Raw genomic sequence first — 18,289 nt, 5'->3', positions numbered from 1 at the left:
CGGTTAAAAAGCTTAATGTTTCACTGGCGTGTTTCTACGTGGTTTTTAACGTTGCAAAATGAATGATATGCAGACTGAATATCTGTAAAAGTCGGAAAGAAAAGTGAGTGGGTAGTTTGTTGTGCTGGTTTCGGTGGTTTTTTTTGCTTATTTTTGGTTTTATATACTGGTTTTGTCGCTGTTTGTTGAAATAAAAAACCGGCCATCAGAGTTTGGCCGGTATGATTGCGTTGCTTCAGGGATCGGTGCGTTCCGATGTGGGTAACGTTTTATCCTCTTTATACTGTGCCGTGGCAATCCAGGCGGCGCAGAACAGCGTCAAACGTGCGAAGAAATAGAAGAAGGCCATCAGCCCGATGACTGAACCAAAGGCAGCGCCGGAAGGCGATTTAGCCACCTGCGGCAACGTCATGGTCATCACAAACTTAATCACCTCGAAACCGATAGCGGCAAGCAGCGTGCCGCGTAACAGCGCCTTTTTCTTTGGTTTATGCCGCGGCAGCATCCAAAATATCCAGAGGAACAGCAGGTAGTTAGCGAAAATAGAGATAGACAGTGCGATCAGCGTCAGCGCCGGACGCAGCCAATCGATACCTTCCAGGCCCAAAGCACGGACGATCGTCGCCTGCGCCGAGCCAGCGATGGACGTCAGCGTTAGCGTAATAATCAGTGCCACCACCAGACCGGTTAGTGAGATAAAGTCACGGGTGTATTTGAAATAGATTTTTTCCTGGTCCTGCGGATTGCGTTCCCAGACGTCACGCGATTGTGCGCGGATCGCCTCACGCAGGTTGCCCATCCAACTGATCCCCGAATACAGCGCCAGCGCCAGGCCGGTCAGCCCCACGGTCGTACGCTGCTGAATGGCGGTATTAACGGTATTTTTGAGCGTGCTGGCCAGCGTCGGGTCACTGATGCTACCGACAATTCTATTAATCAGCTCGGTCAGCAGGTCGGGATTGGACGCCAGCACAAAACCGACGGCGGCGAAGGACACCATCAATATCGGGATCAGCGACAGAAACGAAAAATAGGTAATGGCGGCGCCAAATTGGCTGCCCAGACGATCGTTAAAGCGCTCGGTGGCACGCAGCAGGTGGGCGATGCCTGGTCGGGCCTTGATGCGCTCAACGAGGCGTGAAAAACCGGAAATACGCCGGTCGATTTTCTGATGGCCGGTTTTGATGGCGATCAGCGGTTTTTGTGCCGCTTCACTGTTGGGCTGATGGGGGGCTTTATCTGATCCTATAGGCATTACGTCACGATTTCCTTAACGATAAATATACCCGTCATATTTCAAATTACCTGTGCGTTGGCTGCTATCACTTACCTGAGTCACTTACTCAAGTAAGCTCATCGGGACACGCCTAGTTGCCACCTTCCTGCAACTCGAATTATTTAGGGTAGAGGCTCTTTCAGCTTTGATTATAGCCAAAAGGCACGCCGGTTTGGCCGCAAGGGCGGCAACTGGCCAGTTTTTGAGCTTAGCGCGTTCACCGCACGAGTGAAATGCTACTGCCCATCGTTAGGTAAAATTCTTATGCCAGCCGCGTGCCAGCGCGGTTTTTTTCATTCACTGACCTCCAATTTTTATCTGTTTCATCACCAAGAAAGCGTTTACTCATGATGTGGCGCTGCGGTTTATCGACCGTCGCGTTGCTGCAGCCGTAGGGGCTGGAACGGTTTTAACTGTCATCAATAGATAAAATGGAAGGTCATATGAAATTGCTAAATCATCCCACCTGTCGTCCGTTTACCGAGGCGGGCAATTTGACACAGATTTCTGCTTACTATGAAGAGGGTCGGCACATCATGTGGATGCTGTTGCGCGCTGAGCCGCGCCCCTGTTTCAACCAGGCGCTAATTGAAGACATCATGACGTTGGCGCAGGCGGCCAAAGAGTCATCGTTACAGTTTGATTTTTGGGTCACCGGCTCGTTGGTGCCGAATATGTTCAACGTCGGCGGCGATTTGCAGTTCTTTGCGGAGGCCATTAAAAACCGCAAACGTGAGGCCATGATGGCTTACGCACGTGCTTGCATCGACTGTGTACATGCGGCAGCACGCGGATTCGACACCGGCGCAGTCAGCATTGCCATGGTGGAGGGCAGCGCGCTGGGTGGCGGTTTCGAAGCCGCATTGGCGCACCATTTTGTTTTGGCGCAGAACAATGCACGTATGGGGTTCCCAGAAATTGCCTTTAACCTGTTTCCCGGCATGGGCGGTTACTCGCTGGTGGCGCGCAAGGCAGGTATGCGTCTGGCGGAAGAACTGATTTGGGGCGGTGAGTCGCACACGGCGGAGTGGTTTGAAAGCCGTGGGCTGGTTGATCAGCTATTCCAACCCGGCGATGCCTACGTGGCTACGCGTACCTTCATTGATACTATCCGGCCTAAATTGAACGGCATGCGTGCCATGTTGCGTGCTCGCCAGCGGGTGCTGCAATTGACGCGTTCGGAATTGATGGATATTACCGAGGATTGGGTGCATTCGGCCTTCACCATTGAGGAGAAAGATCGCGCCTATATTGAACGCTTGGTTATGCTGCAGGATCGTCACACGCTAAACCTGCGTCGTGCAGGCTAATATGACTCCGCCCGCATCACGCTGAGGGGGATTGCGGGCGATAAGACTGCAGCCAATGCTCCAGCTGTTCCGGGAGCATTGGCCGCGCAAACAAAAAACCCTGTTTTTCATCAACGCCGACCTGGTCGAGGAACTGGTTCTCGCTTTCGGTCTCTACACCCTCGGCAATCACCCGGAATTTGAGTGCTTCTGCCGCTGCAACGATAGCGCGTACCAGCGATTGTGAAACGGGATTGAAATTCACGCCACGAACAAAACTTTTATCCAGTTTGATGGCGTCCAGCGGAATACGCGACAGCTGTGCCAGTGAAGAGTAACCCGTGCCAAAGTCATCCAGATGGACTTGCGCGCCCAGCTCGCGTAGCCGGGTGATCACCTCTCGCGCCCGTTTTTCGTCCTCAATCAGGCTGCTTTCTGTTAGCTCGAAGTCCAAGAGGCAGGGCATCAACTGATTCTGTTGCAATACCTGTGCGAGATCCGCAACGATGGAGTCATCCACCAACTGCCGTGCAGAAAGGTTGACCGCGATCCGCAGTGCTAACCCATGGCGTTTCCAGTGTGCGGCCTGTTTGGCGGCGGTTTGCAGAACCCAGCGGCCGAGTGGCCCGATCAGGCCGGACTCTTCCGCGTAAGAGATAAATTGCAGGGGGGGAATCAGGCCGCGTTCGGGCGAATCCCAGCGTACCAGGGCTTCCACGCTGCACACCTTGCCGCTGAGCGCTTCAATCTTGGGCTGGTAGTACACCACCAGTTGATTCTGCTCCAACCCCTTACGCAAGTTGGTATCCAGCCACATATATTCTGCGACGCGTTTGTTCATCTCTGGCGAGAACACGGTGTAGGTGCGTTTACCCTGTTCTTTGGCGACATACATGGCGGTATCGGCACTGCGGATCAGACTGTCGATATCGTTGCCATGTTCAGGACACAGCGCGATGCCGATGGAACAACCGGTATAAACCTCGATGAGGCCGATACGGAAGGGCGTTTTCAATCGGTCGATAATATGCTGAGCGAGCTGTTGTAACGTCTCACGGTCGGCTTCTTGGGCTAACACCAGAAACTCATCGCCCCCCAGGCGAGCCAGGGTTTGGTCTGGTTCGAGGCAACCAAGAACCGCCAGTGACACTTCCACCAGTAAACGATCGCCGAACATATGGCCGTAGGCATCATTCACTTTTTTAAAGTTGTCGAGATCGAGATACACCAATCCGATGTTGTTACCATCGCGCGTGGCTATCGCTTGGGTGATTTTGTCCTGGATGGCATTGCGGTTGGGCAGGCCGGTAATGATGTCGGTATTGGCCAGCACGCGCAGGCGTTCCTGGGCGCGACGCTCTTCGGTGATGTCGGTACCGGAACAAATCAGAAAGACTTCATTTTTACCGCTGCCACTGTGCACGAACTTATTACGGAACAAAAATAACCGTTCGCCCTTCACCGTTTTGATCCAGCGCTCGACTTCATAGGACGATCCGTTGCGGAAAAAACCGGCGATATTGCGTCGCGACGCCGTGGCTTCTTCCGGACTCATAAATAATTGAAAGACGTTTTTGCCGATAACATCATGTTCGTGCAGACCGGTGTATTCTTCGCTTAGACGGTTGAAGCGCTGGATGCGGCCATGCTGATCGACGATCACAATCACGGAGTTGGCTTCTGACACCACTTGCTCGGCAAAGGAAAGGCCGTGCACCAGATCGCGAGCGACCGATTGGGTGTCACTGAAGGCGGAAGCGGTGCCCGCCCACTCCAGATTGTTGATCCGACGACCGACCAGGTGCAGGTGTATTGGCTCTCCGCCCAGCGTTATCGTGATATCCAAGCTGGCGGTAATACCGCTAAGACGGCGGATTTTTGCAGCCTGCATGGCGTTGAGCGCCACAGCCATATGTGTTTTGCCTTTGACTGCCGATAACGCCAGGGCATTGCTGTCAAACGCCAACCGCCAATAAGGGCTGTTGGTGCCAAAGTGGGCGTTAAGAAGCATAGGGCCTTGGTCTGCGAACATGATGATTCCTCAAATGGGCACGACAGCCAGAGCTGTGCGATGAGCGCAACAGCAGGTTTCTGGCCCGTTAGTGGCCGTAGTGCACGTATCTCCATCATATAACACGTTTTTCACTGTCGGTGGACGAAACTATTATATAAGCAATAATTAGTTTTGCCCTGTAAACGACACATTGCCACCCGTTGCCTTAGAGTGTAAGTGAGAACCTGCTGATTCGAGAGGTTAGTACGATTTTTGCGCACAGATGCCTTCATCGTCTTGTTGCAGGACGGTTGTAGCAGAGGGGACTAAATTATAATGAAGCGAGTGGTTGTCAGGAATAATCCTATAGCGCTGAACGTCATGTTGAGGTGGGTGTTAAGCCAGTGTGAAATCAAAATTTCCGCATACCAGGCACTATCTTCATAATTCACTCATTATTGGTGACTAAAACTGTTTTGGGCTTTAATAAATTTACACTCCATCGCATTACTATATATTTATCAGACTATTATTATCTCCGAAGAAAGAAGAGCCTGTTCACGTACAGCGCTCCTGATGAAGAATAACGTTAAGGAAATGATTATGCGTAAACTGACTGCTTTATTTGTTGCCTCTACTCTGGCGCTGGGTTCTGCTTCTATGGCTTTTGCTGCGGATACCACAACGGCACCGGCGGCGGCTGACTCATCGGCTGCACCGATGAAAATGATGCACCATAAAGGCGAAGGCAAGGGTGGGCCATTTGCGGGCCTGAACCTGACAGAACAACAGCGCCAACAGATGCGCGACATCATGAAGGAATCGCACCAGAAGCGTGGCGCAGGAATGAAAGAGGAGCGTCAGGCACTACATAGTCTGGTCGCTTCCGACAGCTTCGACGAAGCCAAAGCGAAAACGCAAATTGATGCCATCAGCAAAACGCAATCCGAACATATGTTGGAACGCGCGAAAGCTGAAAATAAAATGTATAACCTGCTGACGCCTGAGCAGAAAAAACAATACAATGAGAATTATCAGAAACGCGAACAGAAAATGATGGACCACATGAATAATATGAAGTCGAAAACTACGACTGCACAGTAATAATTTCATGAGGTAAGTAAAAAGGGCCAGATAATAATCTGGCCCTTTTTATTTTTCGTGGCGAAAATATTCACTCCGGCGAGGGTAATGGATAAGTTGCATCCAGTTTGCTGGCAATGTGCTGAAATTGCTCGGTAATAACCTGCGAAAATCGCGGGTCGTTAATATGATAATCCGTTTTTATCAACTGCCGTTTTTTTGTCGGCTGCATCGTGCTTTCCAGCGCTTGAACAAAAGCGTCTAAAGCTAACGGATCCCAAAAGGGCTGCCCTGGCGCATCCAGCGCGGAGACCCCGCCTCCGGGGATCACAAAACGTATTTCGCCGGTGCATGCATTCATTTTTTCCCCGATCCAACGTCCTATCTGCGCATTCTCCTGTGGCGTGGTGCGCACCAGTGTAACCTGGGGGTTATGTTGATGGCGTAGGCGTCCGGCATAGCGTGCCGGCACGGTGTCGGGCGACCCAAAATTGATCATGTCCATTGCGCCACAAGACAGTACGCAAGGGATACCGGTACGGGCGATGGCACCGAAACGCTCTTCATTGCAGGGCAGAACACCATCGAACAGATAATCGGCCACCTCAGTGATGGTCAGATCCAACGCGGCACTGAGCAAACGGCTGTCGATCAACTTTTCCAGTGCTCTACCACCGCTGCCCGTTGCGTGGAATACCAAGCAGTCCCAGTAGGGCTCAAGCGCGGCAACAACGTTTTGTATACAGGGCGTGGTGACACCAAACATTGTCAAACCGAGCGCGGGTTTACCCTCGGCATCATCGTGGGAAGCAAAGCGTACGGCTCCTGCAATCTGGCACGCTGCATTATTCAGGACGCGCCGTGAAATACGGTTGAGACCGGCGATGTCTGTGACGGAGTACAGCATGGTGATATCGCTGTTGCCGACATAGGCCGAGACGTCACCTGCTGCCATGCTTGAGACCATTAATTTTGGCAGGCCAATAGGCAACTGCTGCATTGCTGGGGTGATAATGGCTGTACCGCCGGAACCACCCAGGCCAAGCAGGGCCGCAATATCGTGACGAGTCAAAATAAAGCGTTCGAAAGCGACGGCCATAGCGGCAATGGCTTGGCCCCGGTCATGACAAAATACGGCGTTAGCTCCCTCGGGGTGATAACGGGCAATGTCCGCAGCGCTGATATCGGTGAGTGAGTGCGTGGGAAGAAGACGCGTTGAGAGATCGACGGTCAAAGTAGGTAAAGCGAGGTTGGCGAGTGCCTGGCGAATATACTCCTGTTCTTGTCCTTTGGTATCTGCTGTGGTAGCAATGTAGATAAATTTTGAAGTATCAATCACTGCTTATTCCTGCGGAATTTATAATTTATTTATTAAAATTATAGTGTTATTTATTAATTTGAATCCCTGGTGTTGGCTATTTAATTCTGAATGATTAATATATCTACATAATGAGACGGTAGTGTTATTTATGCAAGGCCAGGTGAGTTCAAAATGAGATGCTAGTCTCATTTTGGCCATCGAATGCCACCGACGAAGTGGAATACTGTCGGTTTTGTGGTTATCGCGTGTTGTCCCGGGACGGGGGAAGCGAACAAGTATGATGAGGTAGCTGTGGTAATAACTGCTTTTCCCATGAAACAGGACCAAACTCTGACGTCGACACGAGCAAGAACCCATCGTTTATTGCTGGCCAGTGCCATGGCGTTGTATGACGAAGGGGTATTTCCTTCCATCACCGAGCTTGCCGCACATGCGCAGGTATCTCGTGCTACTGCCTATCGTTATTTCCCCACCCAAAGTGAATTGATTGCCGCGGTTGTGGCCGAAAGCCTGGGGCCGATTCTGGAATGGCAGCCACAGGATCAGGACGCGCTGAAACGCATTCAGCAACTGCTCACTTTTGCTTATCCCCAAATGGAGCAGCATGAAGGGGCTTTGCGTGCCGCGTTGCAGCTTTCGTTACAGCAGTGGGCGAAAGCGACACCGGGTGAAAAATTTGTCCGCGGTAACCGTAAGCGCCTGCTTAATCTGGCGGTCGAACCACTCCGGGATAAACTGCCGTCTGAAGCTCTGCAACGAGTCATTCATTCTTTTTCTTTGATTTATGGCTCGGAAGTTTTCCTGGTACTGAAAGATATCTGGGGGTTGGATCTCGACGGCATTCAGGATGTAACGCAGTGGATGGCGAAAGCCATTATTCGTCAGGCCGAAGAAGATGCGATGAACAGCAGAAAACCGCTAGCATGATAGTCCAATTTTTATAGCCATTCTCAGCGAAAACCAGCAGATTTCACTGAGTGAGTATTGGCAATTGTTATAATTTAAAGTGATAAAAAGAGCGTTTTAAGCATTTTTAAATAGGCTGGATGGGGGGCCCCATTCGGCTTTTTTTGTTTCTATTATCTATATTTATCAGATAATTATTTCTGTTTTTTGCTGCGAAAAACGGAGCATTCCCCGCCTTTTTTAACCATTGAATTTCCTTATATCTCCCCACCTTATTTGCCCCTTAATTGCATTCTCCTGTGACGTCCCTGCGCCTTTGACACATTAGGCGTGCTTGAGATTGTTGTGCTTTATTTATTTGGTGTTACGAAACTGTTACACAAAAAAATCAATGAGACATTTGCAAACAACAATGGACGGTATCTGGGATGGAAAATAGACGTAAAGGAGTCAAGCCTGTTCAGGCGGCCTTCGGCTGGCCTGAAATTGGTGTTAATCGTGCACAGTGGAGTGCGATGCTTTTTTGCCTGGCGGCGATCGGTGGAGTGCAAGCGGCACCCTATATAGAGAGCGGTAAATCAGGTGATCCAGCCAGCTGGCGCAGTAAAGAATTCAACGCAGAATGGGGCCTGGGGGCAATTCACGCCGATCAGGCCTACGCCGCCGGTTATAGCGGAAAAGGCGTAAAGCTTGGCATTTTCGATCAACCGGTATATGCCAAGCACCCGGAGTTCGCCAGCCAAGACAAAGTGATCAATCTGGTCACTACGGGTATCCGCGAATACACCGATCCCTATATTCCCGTGAAAAAAGGGGATGCATTCCGCTATGACGGTACGCCGAGCGTAGATTCTGACGGCACGCTGGGTTCACACGGCACACATGTGGGCGGCATCGCTGCCGGTAATCGCGATGGCGGCGAGATGCACGGTGTGGCGTTCAATGCACAGATCATCAGTGCAGAAAATGGTGACCCGGGGCCGGAGGACGGCATCATTCTCGGCAACGATGGTGCGGTGTATCAAGCGGGCTGGGATGCGCTGATCGCCAGCGGTGCACGCATTATCAACAACAGTTGGGGTATCGGCATCACCGAGAAGTTCGATCAGGGCGGCAAGGATCCGGCCTATCCCCACTTCACGCTCGCCGACGCACAGAAACAGTTCGATCAAATCAAACAAATTCTGGGTACTAAAGCCGGTGGTGCCTATCAGGGTGCGATCGATGCAGCACGCAGCGGCATTGTTACCATTTTTGCCGCCGGCAACGACTACAACCTGAATAACCCGGACGCGATGGCCGGGCTGGCCTACTTTGTGCCAGAAATCGCCCCCAACTGGCTGTCGGTCGCCAGCCTTCAGGATCCGAAGAACACCGGTGATTACAGCATCAGTACCTTCTCCTCACGCTGCGGTTATACCGCCAGCTTCTGCGTTGCCGCGCCGGGCACCAAGGTATACAGCTCGATTATCGAAGGTAACAGCGTTGATAACCTGACCACCGGCTATGCCAAATACAGCGGGACTTCAATGGCGGCACCCCACGTGGCCGGCAGTGTCGCGGTGCTGATGGAGCGCTTCCCGTACATGACCGGTGCGCAGGTTGCCACGGTGTTGAAGACCACCACCACCGATATGGGGGCACCGGGCATCGATGCGCTGTACGGCTGGGGGATGATCAACCTGGGCAAGGCGATTCACGGTCCGGGCATGTTTGTTACCGAGCAGGATATTCCTGAAGAATTTCGGGTTAGTGGGGCTTACGGCCCTGAGCAGTTCGTCGTGAATCTGCCGGGTGTTGGCGCGGTGCTGGACAAGGGCAAACCGACCGAACGTGTGTGTGACGATATTCATTGTGGGCTGGATGTTTGGAGTAACAACATTGCCGGGCATGGTGGCTTGACCAAACAGGGTATCGGCACGTTGGTGCTGACCGGCAATAACAGCTACGCCGGACCCACGCTGATCAATCAAGGTCTGTTGGCGATTAACGGTTCTGTCACGTCGGACGTTAGGGTGCAAAACGCCGGCGTACTGGGTGGCTCCGGTACGGTGGGCTCATTGACCGCGCGCAGTGGCGGCACCGTGGCACCCGGCAACTCGATTGGCACCTTGAATGTGACGAATAACGTCAGCTTCGAACCGGGTTCGCGCTACGCGGTGGAAGTGGCACCGAGCGGCCAGAGCGATCGGATCCAAAGCAGCGGATCGGCGACGATCGGCGGCGGTCAGGTCGTGGTGCTGCAAGAGCAAAATACTAATCTGTTGTCGCAAGGCAGCGTGGGCAGCCTGCTCGGCCAGCAATACAACATATTGGCTGCCCAGCAGGGTATTAGCGGGCAGTTTACCTCTGCTTCAACGTTCTCTCCTTTCCTGGATGCCAATCTGGCTTACCAACCGAATCAGGTCACGCTGAGCGTCGGCCGTAACGACACCTCCTTTGCCAGCGTGGCGCAAACGCAAAACGAGCGTGCGGTGGCGGCAGCGGCAGACGCGCTGGCGGCGGGCAACCCGGTGTTCGAGAGCATCCTGAATGCCGGTTCGGTCGGGGAGGCCCGTCAGGCCTTCCGACAGCTGTCGGGGCAAGTTCACGCGGATATCGCCTCGGCACAGGTCAACGACAGCCGTTACCTGCGTGATGCATTGAACGGCCGCCTGCGTCAGGCAGAAGGGCTGGCAACGTCATCGGACATCAAGGCGGACGACGACGGCGGTGCCTGGGCGCAGCTGCTGGGCGCCTGGGACCATGCGTCGGGCGATGCCAATGCCACGGGTTATCAGGCATCGACCTACGGCGTGCTGGTGGGGCTGGACTCGGCGCTGGCGGATGAATGGCGGCTTGGGGTGGCAACGGGCTACACCCGGACGTCACTGGACGGGGGCTACGGCTCGAACGCGGACAGCGACAACTACCACCTGGCGGTGTACGGCGGCAAACAGTTCGGTGAACTGGCGCTGCGTGCCGGCGGGGGTTACACCTGGCACCGCTTCGACACCTCACGCTCGGTCAATTACGGCATGCAGTCAGATCGTGAAACCGCGAAATACAGTGCACGCACGGAGCAGGTGTTTGCCGAAGCGGGTTACAGCGTGAAGGCGGGCTGGGTCAATCTGGAGCCGTTCGCCAACCTGGCGTACATCAACTTCCAGAACAACGGTATTGCGGAAGACGGCAGGGCGGCGGCGTTGCACGGCGACAAACAGCACACCGACGCCACGGTATCAACGCTGGGTCTGCGTGCGGATACCGAGTGGCAGGCGAGCAAAACCACGTCGGTGGCGCTGCGCAGCGAACTGGGTTGGCAGCATCAGTACGGGGATCTGGATCGCGGTACCGGGCTGAGATTCAACGGCGGCAGTTCCCCGTTTGTGGTGAACAGCGTGTCGGCATCGCGTGACGGTGCGGTGCTGAAGGCCAGTGCAGAAGTGGCGGTGAACAAGAATGCCACCCTGTCGCTGGGCTATGGTGGCCTGCTGTCGCAAAACTACCAGGACAACAGCGTTAACGCCGGTTTTACCTGGCATTTCTGATCTTAAAAAACTGAGGGACAAACCGCCTCACTGGGTGGCGGTTTGACTAAAACAAAAAGGATAAGGGAATGAAGCAAGCTACAGGAAAGAATAAACCGGTGTTGGCGCCGACGTGGAAACTGAACGCCCTATTGTGTGCGTTGCTGGCAGCCGGAGGTGTACAGGCCGCGCCTTATACGGAAGGGGGTAAGTTGGGCGATCCAGCCAGCTGGCGCAGCGATGAATTCAAGGCGAACTGGGGGTTGGGGGCGATCCACGCTGATGAAGCCTATGCGGCAGGTTATACCGGTAAAGGGCAAAAGGTGGGGATCTTCGATACCCCAGTGAACAAACACCCTGAATTTGCGGGTGACGGCAAGCTGGTGAATGTGGTTACCGAGGGTTACCGCGCCTATACCGATCCGCACCGTGATGGGATTAAGGCCGGGGATCGTTTCTACTTCGATGGAACCTTCCACTTCTACAGTGGTACTCAAGGCCTGCTGAGCAATCACGGTGTACACGTGGCCGGCATCAGCGGGGCTAACCGTGACGGAACCGGCATGCACGGCGTGGCGTTTGACTCACAGATCATCAGTGTTGATAACGACAATGACGGCCCGGCCTATGGCGAGTTCCTCGGGCTGGATGGCAGCGTGACCAATGCGGGTTGGCAGGCGATGATCAAAAGCGGCGTACGGGTGATCAACAACAGCTGGGGGGTCAGTATTCCGGATTTCCTTTCGGATAATGGCAAAAAACCGGATGCCCTGCATTTCGAGCTAAAAGATGCACAGGAACAGTTTGATCAGGTGAAACCTTTGCTGGGTAGCCTGGCGGGAGCGGGTTATCAGGGCGCGATTGACGCCGCCCGTAAAAACATTCTGGTGTTGTTCGCTGCCGGTAACGACGGTAACTACAACCAACCGGATGTGATCAGCGGCTTGGCCTATTTTGTGCCGGATATTGCGCCTAACTGGCTGTCTGTTGCCAGCGTCGCGCAGGATGATGCTTCCACCAACACTGTGCCTTATACCATCAGCAGCTTCTCTTCACGCTGTGGCTATACCGCCAGTTTCTGCGTCTCGTCGCCGGGCAGTAAAATCTACAGCACCGTGGCCAACGGTTCAGATCCTCATCAGTTGGTCTCTGACTATGGCAATAAGAACGGCACCTCAATGGCGACGCCACACGTAACCGGTGCGGTTGCTGTATTACTCCAACGTTTCCCGTACATGACGTCAGCGCAAATTGCCGACGTGCTGAAAACCACCGCGACCGATATGGGCGCTCCGGGCATCGATGCGCTGTACGGCTGGGGGATGATCAACCTGGGCAAGGCGATTAATGGGCCAGGGATGTTCTACACCGTCGAAGATATTCCTGAAGAATTCCGCATTCCGGATCCGACAGGGGTTGCGTATGGTTCCTCGCAGTTTATCGCCAACATTCCAGGCCAAGGAGCTGAGATCGATCGCGGCACGCTGCAGGCGCGTATTTGTGATGACTACCATTGTTCGGTGGAAGTGTACTCCAACGATATTCACGGCCACGGCGGCCTGACGAAGGAAGGTCAGGGGGCACTGGTGTTGACCGGTACCAACACCTACACCGGTCCAACGTGGGTCAATACCGGTCTGCTGGCGATTAACGGTTCTGTCACGTCGGACGTTAGGGTGCAAAACGCCGGCGTACTGGGCGGTTCTGGTACGGTGGGCTCATTGACCGCGCGCAGTGGCGGCACCGTGGCACCCGGCAACTCGATCGGCACCTTGAATGTGACGAATAACGTCAGCTTCGAACCGGGTTCGCGCTACGCGGTGGAAGTGGCACCGAACGGCCAGAGCGATCGGATCCAAAGCAGCGGATCGGCGACGATCGGCGGCGGTGAAGTCGCGGTCTCGCTGGAGAACAGCACCAACCTGCTGTCGCAAAGTGACGTCCGTAGCCTGCTCGGCCAGCAGTACAACATCCTGACCGCCCAGCAGGGCGTCAGCGGGCGGTTTGATACGGTGGTGCCAAATTACCTGTTCCTCGGCACCGGCCTGACTTACCAACCGAATCAGGTCACGCTGAGCGTCGGCCGTAACGACACCTCCTTTGCCAGCGTGGCGCAAACGCAAAACGAGCGTGCAGTGGCGGCAGCGGCAGACGCGCTGGCGGCGGGCAACCCGGTGTTCGAGAGCATCCTGAATGCCGGTTCAGCCGGGGAGGCCCGTCAGGCCTTCCGCCAGCTGTCGGGGCAAATTCACGCGGACATCGCCTCGGCACAGGTTAACGACAGCCGTTACCTGCGTGATGCATTGAACGGCCGCCTGCGTCAGGCAGAAGGGTTGGCAACCTCACCAGACATCAAGGCGGACGACGACGGCGGTGCCTGGGCGCAGCTGCTGGGCGCCTGGGACCATGCGTCGGGTGATGCCAATGCCACGGGTTATCAGGCATCGACCTACGGCGTGCTGGTGGGGCTGGACTCGGCGCTGGCGGATGAATGGCGGCTTGGGGTGGCAACGGGCTACACCCGGACGTCACTGGACGGCGGCTACGGCTCGAACGCGGACAGCGACAACTACCACTTGGCGGTGTACGGCGGCAAACAGTTCGGTGAACTGGCGCTGCGTGCCGGCGGGGGTTACACCTGGCACCGCTTCGACACCTCACGCTCGGTCAATTACGGCATGCAGTCAGATCGTGAAACCGCGCAATACAGTGCACGCACGGAGCAGGTGTTTGCCGAAGCGGGTTACAGCGTGAAGGCGGGCTGGGTCAATCTGGAGCCGTTCGCCAACCTGGCGTACATCAACTTCCAGAACAACGGTATCGCGGAAGACGGCGGGGCGGCGGCATTGCACGGCGACAAACAGCACACCGACGCCACGGTATCAACGCTGGGTCTGCGTGCGGATACCGAGTGGCAGGCGAGCAAAACCACGTCGGTGGCGCTGCGCAGCGAACTGGGTTGGCAGCATCAGTACGGGGATCTGGATCGCGGTACCGGGCTGAGATTCAACGGCGGCAGTTCCCCGTTTGTGGTGAACAGCGTGTCGGCATCGCGTGACGGTGCGGTGCTGAAGGCCAGTGCAGAAGTGGCGGTGAACAAGAACGCTACCCTGTCGCTGGGCTATGGCGGTCTGCTGTCGCAAAACTACCAGGACAACAGCGTTAACGCCGGTTTTACCTGGCGCTTCTAATCCTTTTACCTGAGTGGTCATAAGGGGGTCAGCTTGCTGGCCCCCTTTTTTGCATGAATTAACCGCTCATGCTCAGAAGGGCGCAGGTTTATCTCTCGTCGTCTTAGGGTAAAAAAGGCAAGAAAAAACCGGGACCCTTGCGGATCCCGGTTCAAATGCGGGTAAAACAGATTAGCGCTTACGGCCCATATTTCGGAGAGAGTCTGGTGCATACATTCTCTCAGAGTAACAACCGAAACGAGCTTTCCCTGGTGTCATTATGATTATTTGGTGGTGCGATTTTACTGTTGTTATATTTTTATTGTGGTGTTGCTGTGTGTCTCTTCTGGTACCATGTTTGACTATATAATGTGGTATGTCAAGCAATGTTTAGATTGTACATTGTATGATATACCAGTTTTTGAGCGCTTTTTTTGCACGGCAAGTACGAAAACGACTGAAAAAACAGCAAAAAAAAATCGAAGGAAAAAATGGATAATAATCACCAGAAATTCGATTCACAGTCGATTGCAAACCGGGTTAGGGAACTGTTTGTACATTATGGGATTGGTAAGCGTCAGCATGCGAAAGAGCTCAGTCGGATTCTGGATCTCAGTTTTTCACATGCACATCGTAAGCTGAAGGGCCAAAGCCCTTGGACGCTGGAACAAATTAGCCACGTCGCGGCGGCATTAGGGGAAAGCCCGGCAGCGATAGTGGATACGGGTACAGAACATGACATCTCTGCACAAACTATTGCACGGGATGCCATCTTTTATGTTGGCGGTGTGGAATTAGCCTGCGTTGGCTATATCGGTCATGAGTTGGTTGGCGGGCGGACATCGGAATATGTCGCGTTACAACAGGCTGGTCAGTGGTGTCTTTATCGTTCAGATGATGCACCGCAAGGGCAACGGTATTGTGTGGAGCTGATTGAGCTCCGTCCTGCTGCCGTTGAAGACGAGCGGTTAAGCATTGCGGTACTCGACGACTCACACCAGGCCGCTGACGAACTGACAAAATACCTTAACGGGCGTGGTTTCCATGCCGTCGCTTTTTACGATGTCAGCAGTTTCTGTTTGGCGCTGCAACAAAGTCTGTTCGATGGTTATGTGGTCGACTGGTTGATTGGCCAGGAAACGGTGGTGCGATGCATCGAAACCATCCGTGCTTCGGACAACCCGGATGCGCCGGTTCTGGTGCTCACGGGCCAATTGGGGACCGATCAGCGCGAATCCGAAATCGCCAGGGCGATGCGTGACTATGACGTATTGGGGCCGTATGAAAAACCCGTGCGGCTCCATGTCATTGAAGCCGCACTGTTGCGGTGTTTTAATCTTTAACGAGCAGTGAAGCCAGCGTTGTTGACAAGGCGTCAAGCCGTACTGGCTTCATTAAATAGCTGTCGAACAGCGCCCGCTGCTCGGCAGACAGCTGCTCCGGGGTATAGGCGCTGATGCCAACAATCGGAATATGACGATTGGGCCCACGCTGGCTACGCAGTTGTTTCGCCAACGCAGCGCCATCAATACCCGGCATTTGCAGGTCTAACAGCAACGCGTCGTAAGGACGTCTAAGCAACTTTTGCAGCGCACGTTCGGGTGAATTGCACAGTTCATGTTGATAGCCCAGTTTGTCCAGCAGCGCGGCAAAGGCGTCGCTCACGGATTTATTGTCATCCACCACTAAAATATGTTGCTGCTTGTCCATCAGGCCGCGCTGGTGCGGCAGTTTTTCGCCTTGCTCCTCGTCGTCGGTAATGTCGACGGGAATACTGACGATAAAGGTACTGCCTTTTTTGATCTCGCTGTAGACAGTGATCGTGCCATTGAGCAGCGTCACCAGCCCATGCACAATCGCTAATCCCATGCCTACGCCGCCATACTGGCGGGTATGAGATTGATCCAATTGAGTGAAGGGCCTGAATATTTGGTCAAGCATCTCCTTTTCAATACCAATACCGGTATCAGTCACTTCAATAATCAATGAATTACCCGTGGGCTGGCGTCGCAGGCAACTGTGCAGCGTGATGGTGCCGCTTTCGGTATATTTGAACGCGTTAGTCAGCAGGTTGACGATAATCTGCCTGATGCGCAGCGGATCGGAATGTATCTGCAGATGACCGCATTCAATTTCGCACAACAGCGTCACCTGTTCTTCCTGGCTGAGCGTCTCGATTTCATGCGCCGTGTCTTCGATCAGCCGTTGAGCGTCAAACGGTGCGAGACGCAGCTCCATCATGCCGCTGTCCAAATGGGCATAATCGGTGAGGTCTTTCATCTGGCTTTCAATTTGCTGTGCGGCAATCTCCAACCGTTGGAAAGTATCCGCATGTTCGGCCGACACCTTGGTATTCACCAGCACGTCAATGGCAGACATAATGCTCTGCAGCGATGTGCGTAACTCGTGGCCAATGGCGCCCAGAAAGGCATTCTTGGTGCGGGTGGCTTTCTCCGCTTCTATTGCTTTGGCTTGTTGCCGGATGGTCAGGCGCTGCTGGCGGAACATAATCAGCGTAATGGCAATAAGCGCAATCACTGAAAACATCACGATCACCAGACCATAAAAAATGATGTGTCGTTTTTCGATATAGTCTTCGTAGGCGGCGGTGCGCTGCTTCACTTCTGCGTGATCGGTCAGGTTGGCCATTTCAATCGAGTAGGGCTTGATTTGCCTCATGGCCTGCGAAATGAGTGAGAAATCAATCTTCGGGCTGTTCAGCAAATTATCAATCTGATCCATTTTCTGGCGCATATGTGCGACAACCTCGGGGTAGCCCGGTTCGGCATACAGAGGTTGTGTCGACTCAGACACCGTTTCCAACACGTAGAAACGGGAATAAAGGATTTCAAATTTGAGACGCAGATCTTCGCTATCGACCTGTGGTGCGTTTTTCTGCTGTTCGACCAGCGTTTCAAATTCGGCAAGCTTGATAGCAAATTTGGCGATCGACCAAGAATAATTTTCCTGCGTGCCGGCAATAGCATACAACCCTTTTTTGGACAGCGTTGCGCTGTAGTAATACAGCGTCACCGCGGAGGCAACCAGGAAAAGGGCAGCAAAAATAGCCGGTATTGCCAGCCTGCTGTTGTTTTTAAACCCTGTGAATTTCATTTAATCACGATCCTGTCCACTTGCCAGATAAAGCGTGAGTTGTAGAGCGGGGAGTTCAACTCAGGCCCAGCGGCATCCCTGGGATAAACCAAAAACAGCGGTCCGAAGTTTCTGATCTTCAGCATTTCGCCGTCCATCTTGTAGGCCAAAATCATATTGTATTTCTCAACGTCAGACAGCGGGACGTCGATGTAATAATCGTTTAACGCATAAAACGTCAGCGTACTGCCCTTGGCGCCAACCCGGGCCAAAATGTCCGCGACGGCAATCCCTTCAAACTTTCTTTGGGGCGTCCAAGAGGTTGACGTGGTGATGCTGTGCACCGGCATTGCCAACAGTTGTTTATCGGTAAAAAGATAGCTTTTCTTTACCGGATCGGTCGTATTTTGGATGTCTCCCGCAACCTCCAAAGTAAAACTGAGTGCGCTGGATTGGACGATCGCCAGCGAAAAAAGTGCCAGCGTGAAGTTTTTAAAAAGAGTGAACAGCATCGGTGTTCTCCAGTGTTGCGGGTGCTTATATGAGCGCCGTCCATGTGGTCAGGCAAAATAATGGCAGAAAATGACGGTTTGTGTTGAGGGGAATGGTAAAGAGCACGAAAAGAAAAGGCCAGGAATTACCCTGGCCT

At 53.6% G+C, this 18,289-nt stretch carries 11 protein-coding genes; 6 read left to right on the top strand and 5 right to left on the bottom strand.

Going from position 1 to position 18,289, the window contains the following annotated elements; genetic code table 11:
- Positions 1-235 precede the first annotated feature (235 nt).
- Positions 236-1,255, bottom strand: coding sequence for an inner membrane protein YhjD (gene yhjD / locus JOE25_RS23290; RefSeq protein ID WP_209639387.1), 1,020 nt, complete (start codon positions 1,253-1,255; stop codon positions 236-238).
- A gap of 464 nt (positions 1,256-1,719) precedes the next feature.
- On the opposite strand from yhjD, the gene JOE25_RS23285 reads away from it, so the two are divergent.
- Positions 1,720-2,586, top strand: a complete 867-nt coding sequence (locus JOE25_RS23285) for a crotonase/enoyl-CoA hydratase family protein (RefSeq protein ID WP_209639384.1) — start codon at positions 1,720-1,722, stop codon at positions 2,584-2,586.
- Positions 2,587-2,602: 16 nt separating this feature from the next.
- On the opposite strand, the gene pdeR is transcribed toward JOE25_RS23285, so the two are convergent.
- Positions 2,603-4,597, bottom strand: coding sequence for a cyclic di-GMP phosphodiesterase (gene pdeR / locus JOE25_RS23280; protein ID WP_209639381.1), 1,995 nt, complete (start codon positions 4,595-4,597; stop codon positions 2,603-2,605).
- Between the two features lie 564 nt (positions 4,598-5,161).
- Between pdeR and spy the strand changes: the two genes are divergently transcribed.
- Complete coding sequence (gene spy, locus JOE25_RS23275) at positions 5,162-5,662, top strand: ATP-independent periplasmic protein-refolding chaperone Spy (RefSeq protein WP_209639379.1); 501 nt, start codon at positions 5,162-5,164, stop codon at positions 5,660-5,662.
- A 70-nt stretch (positions 5,663-5,732) separates the two neighbouring features.
- Here the strand turns inward: spy and JOE25_RS23270 are convergent, their stop codons facing one another.
- Positions 5,733-6,980, bottom strand: coding sequence for a Tm-1-like ATP-binding domain-containing protein (locus JOE25_RS23270; protein WP_209639376.1), 1,248 nt, complete (start codon positions 6,978-6,980; stop codon positions 5,733-5,735).
- Positions 6,981-7,274: 294 nt separating this feature from the next.
- Here JOE25_RS23270 and JOE25_RS23265 point away from each other — a divergent pair, with 294 nt between their 5' ends.
- From JOE25_RS23265 to JOE25_RS23250, 4 genes are all read left to right on the top strand, one after another.
- A complete protein-coding gene (locus JOE25_RS23265) occupies positions 7,275-7,889 on the top strand; it encodes a TetR/AcrR family transcriptional regulator (protein ID WP_209639373.1) in 615 nt (204 codons plus the stop codon).
- 407 nt (positions 7,890-8,296) lie between these two features.
- Positions 8,297-11,398 carry an autotransporter serine protease gene (locus JOE25_RS23260; RefSeq protein ID WP_245210070.1) on the top strand — a complete coding sequence of 1,034 codons (3,102 nt, stop codon included), beginning with the start codon at positions 8,297-8,299 and terminating at the stop codon, positions 11,396-11,398.
- 68 nt (positions 11,399-11,466) lie between these two features.
- A complete protein-coding gene (locus tag JOE25_RS23255; RefSeq protein WP_209639370.1) occupies positions 11,467-14,568 on the top strand; it encodes an autotransporter serine protease in 3,102 nt (1,033 codons plus the stop codon).
- A gap of 470 nt (positions 14,569-15,038) precedes the next feature.
- A complete protein-coding gene (locus JOE25_RS23250) occupies positions 15,039-15,890 on the top strand; it encodes a helix-turn-helix domain-containing protein (protein ID WP_209639367.1) in 852 nt (283 codons plus the stop codon).
- Here the strand turns inward: JOE25_RS23250 and JOE25_RS23245 are convergent.
- Positions 15,880-17,661, bottom strand: coding sequence for an ATP-binding protein (locus JOE25_RS23245; protein WP_209639364.1), 1,782 nt, complete (start codon positions 17,659-17,661; stop codon positions 15,880-15,882). The two genes, JOE25_RS23250 and JOE25_RS23245, sit on opposite strands and share 11 nt — an antisense overlap.
- The gene (locus tag JOE25_RS23240) at positions 17,658-18,152 is read right to left on the bottom strand and encodes a molybdopterin-dependent oxidoreductase (protein WP_209639361.1); all 495 of its coding nucleotides are present in this window, start codon (positions 18,150-18,152) and stop codon (positions 17,658-17,660) included. The genes JOE25_RS23245 and JOE25_RS23240 overlap by 4 nt, the downstream gene beginning before the upstream one ends.
- Between the last annotated feature and the right edge of the window lie 137 nt (positions 18,153-18,289).

Origin of the sequence: Serratia sp. PL17 (assembly GCF_017832355.1) — a bacterium.
In the GTDB taxonomy this organism is placed as follows: domain Bacteria; phylum Pseudomonadota; class Gammaproteobacteria; order Enterobacterales; family Enterobacteriaceae; genus Serratia.
The sequence above is the reverse complement of the archived record's forward strand: the minus strand, read 5'-3'. Positions and strand labels throughout refer to the sequence as shown.

Bases quoted from the DNA above. Each gene is read 5' to 3' on its own strand.
- yhjD (WP_209639387.1), bottom strand. From the start codon at position 1,255: ATGCCTATAGGATCAGATAAAGCCCCCCATCAGCCCAACAGTGAAGCG.
- JOE25_RS23255 (WP_209639370.1), top strand. From the start codon at position 11,467: ATGAAGCAAGCTACAGGAAAGAATAAACCGGTGTTGGCGCCGACGTGG.
- JOE25_RS23245 (WP_209639364.1), bottom strand. From the start codon at position 17,661: ATGAAATTCACAGGGTTTAAAAACAACAGCAGGCTGGCAATACCGGCT.
- JOE25_RS23260 (WP_245210070.1), top strand. From the start codon at position 8,297: ATGGAAAATAGACGTAAAGGAGTCAAGCCTGTTCAGGCGGCCTTCGGC.
- JOE25_RS23240 (WP_209639361.1), bottom strand. From the start codon at position 18,152: ATGCTGTTCACTCTTTTTAAAAACTTCACGCTGGCACTTTTTTCGCTG.
- spy (WP_209639379.1), top strand. From the start codon at position 5,162: ATGCGTAAACTGACTGCTTTATTTGTTGCCTCTACTCTGGCGCTGGGT.
- JOE25_RS23250 (WP_209639367.1), top strand. From the start codon at position 15,039: ATGGATAATAATCACCAGAAATTCGATTCACAGTCGATTGCAAACCGG.
- JOE25_RS23285 (WP_209639384.1), top strand. From the start codon at position 1,720: ATGAAATTGCTAAATCATCCCACCTGTCGTCCGTTTACCGAGGCGGGC.
- JOE25_RS23265 (WP_209639373.1), top strand. From the start codon at position 7,275: ATGAAACAGGACCAAACTCTGACGTCGACACGAGCAAGAACCCATCGT.
- pdeR (WP_209639381.1), bottom strand. From the start codon at position 4,597: ATGTTCGCAGACCAAGGCCCTATGCTTCTTAACGCCCACTTTGGCACC.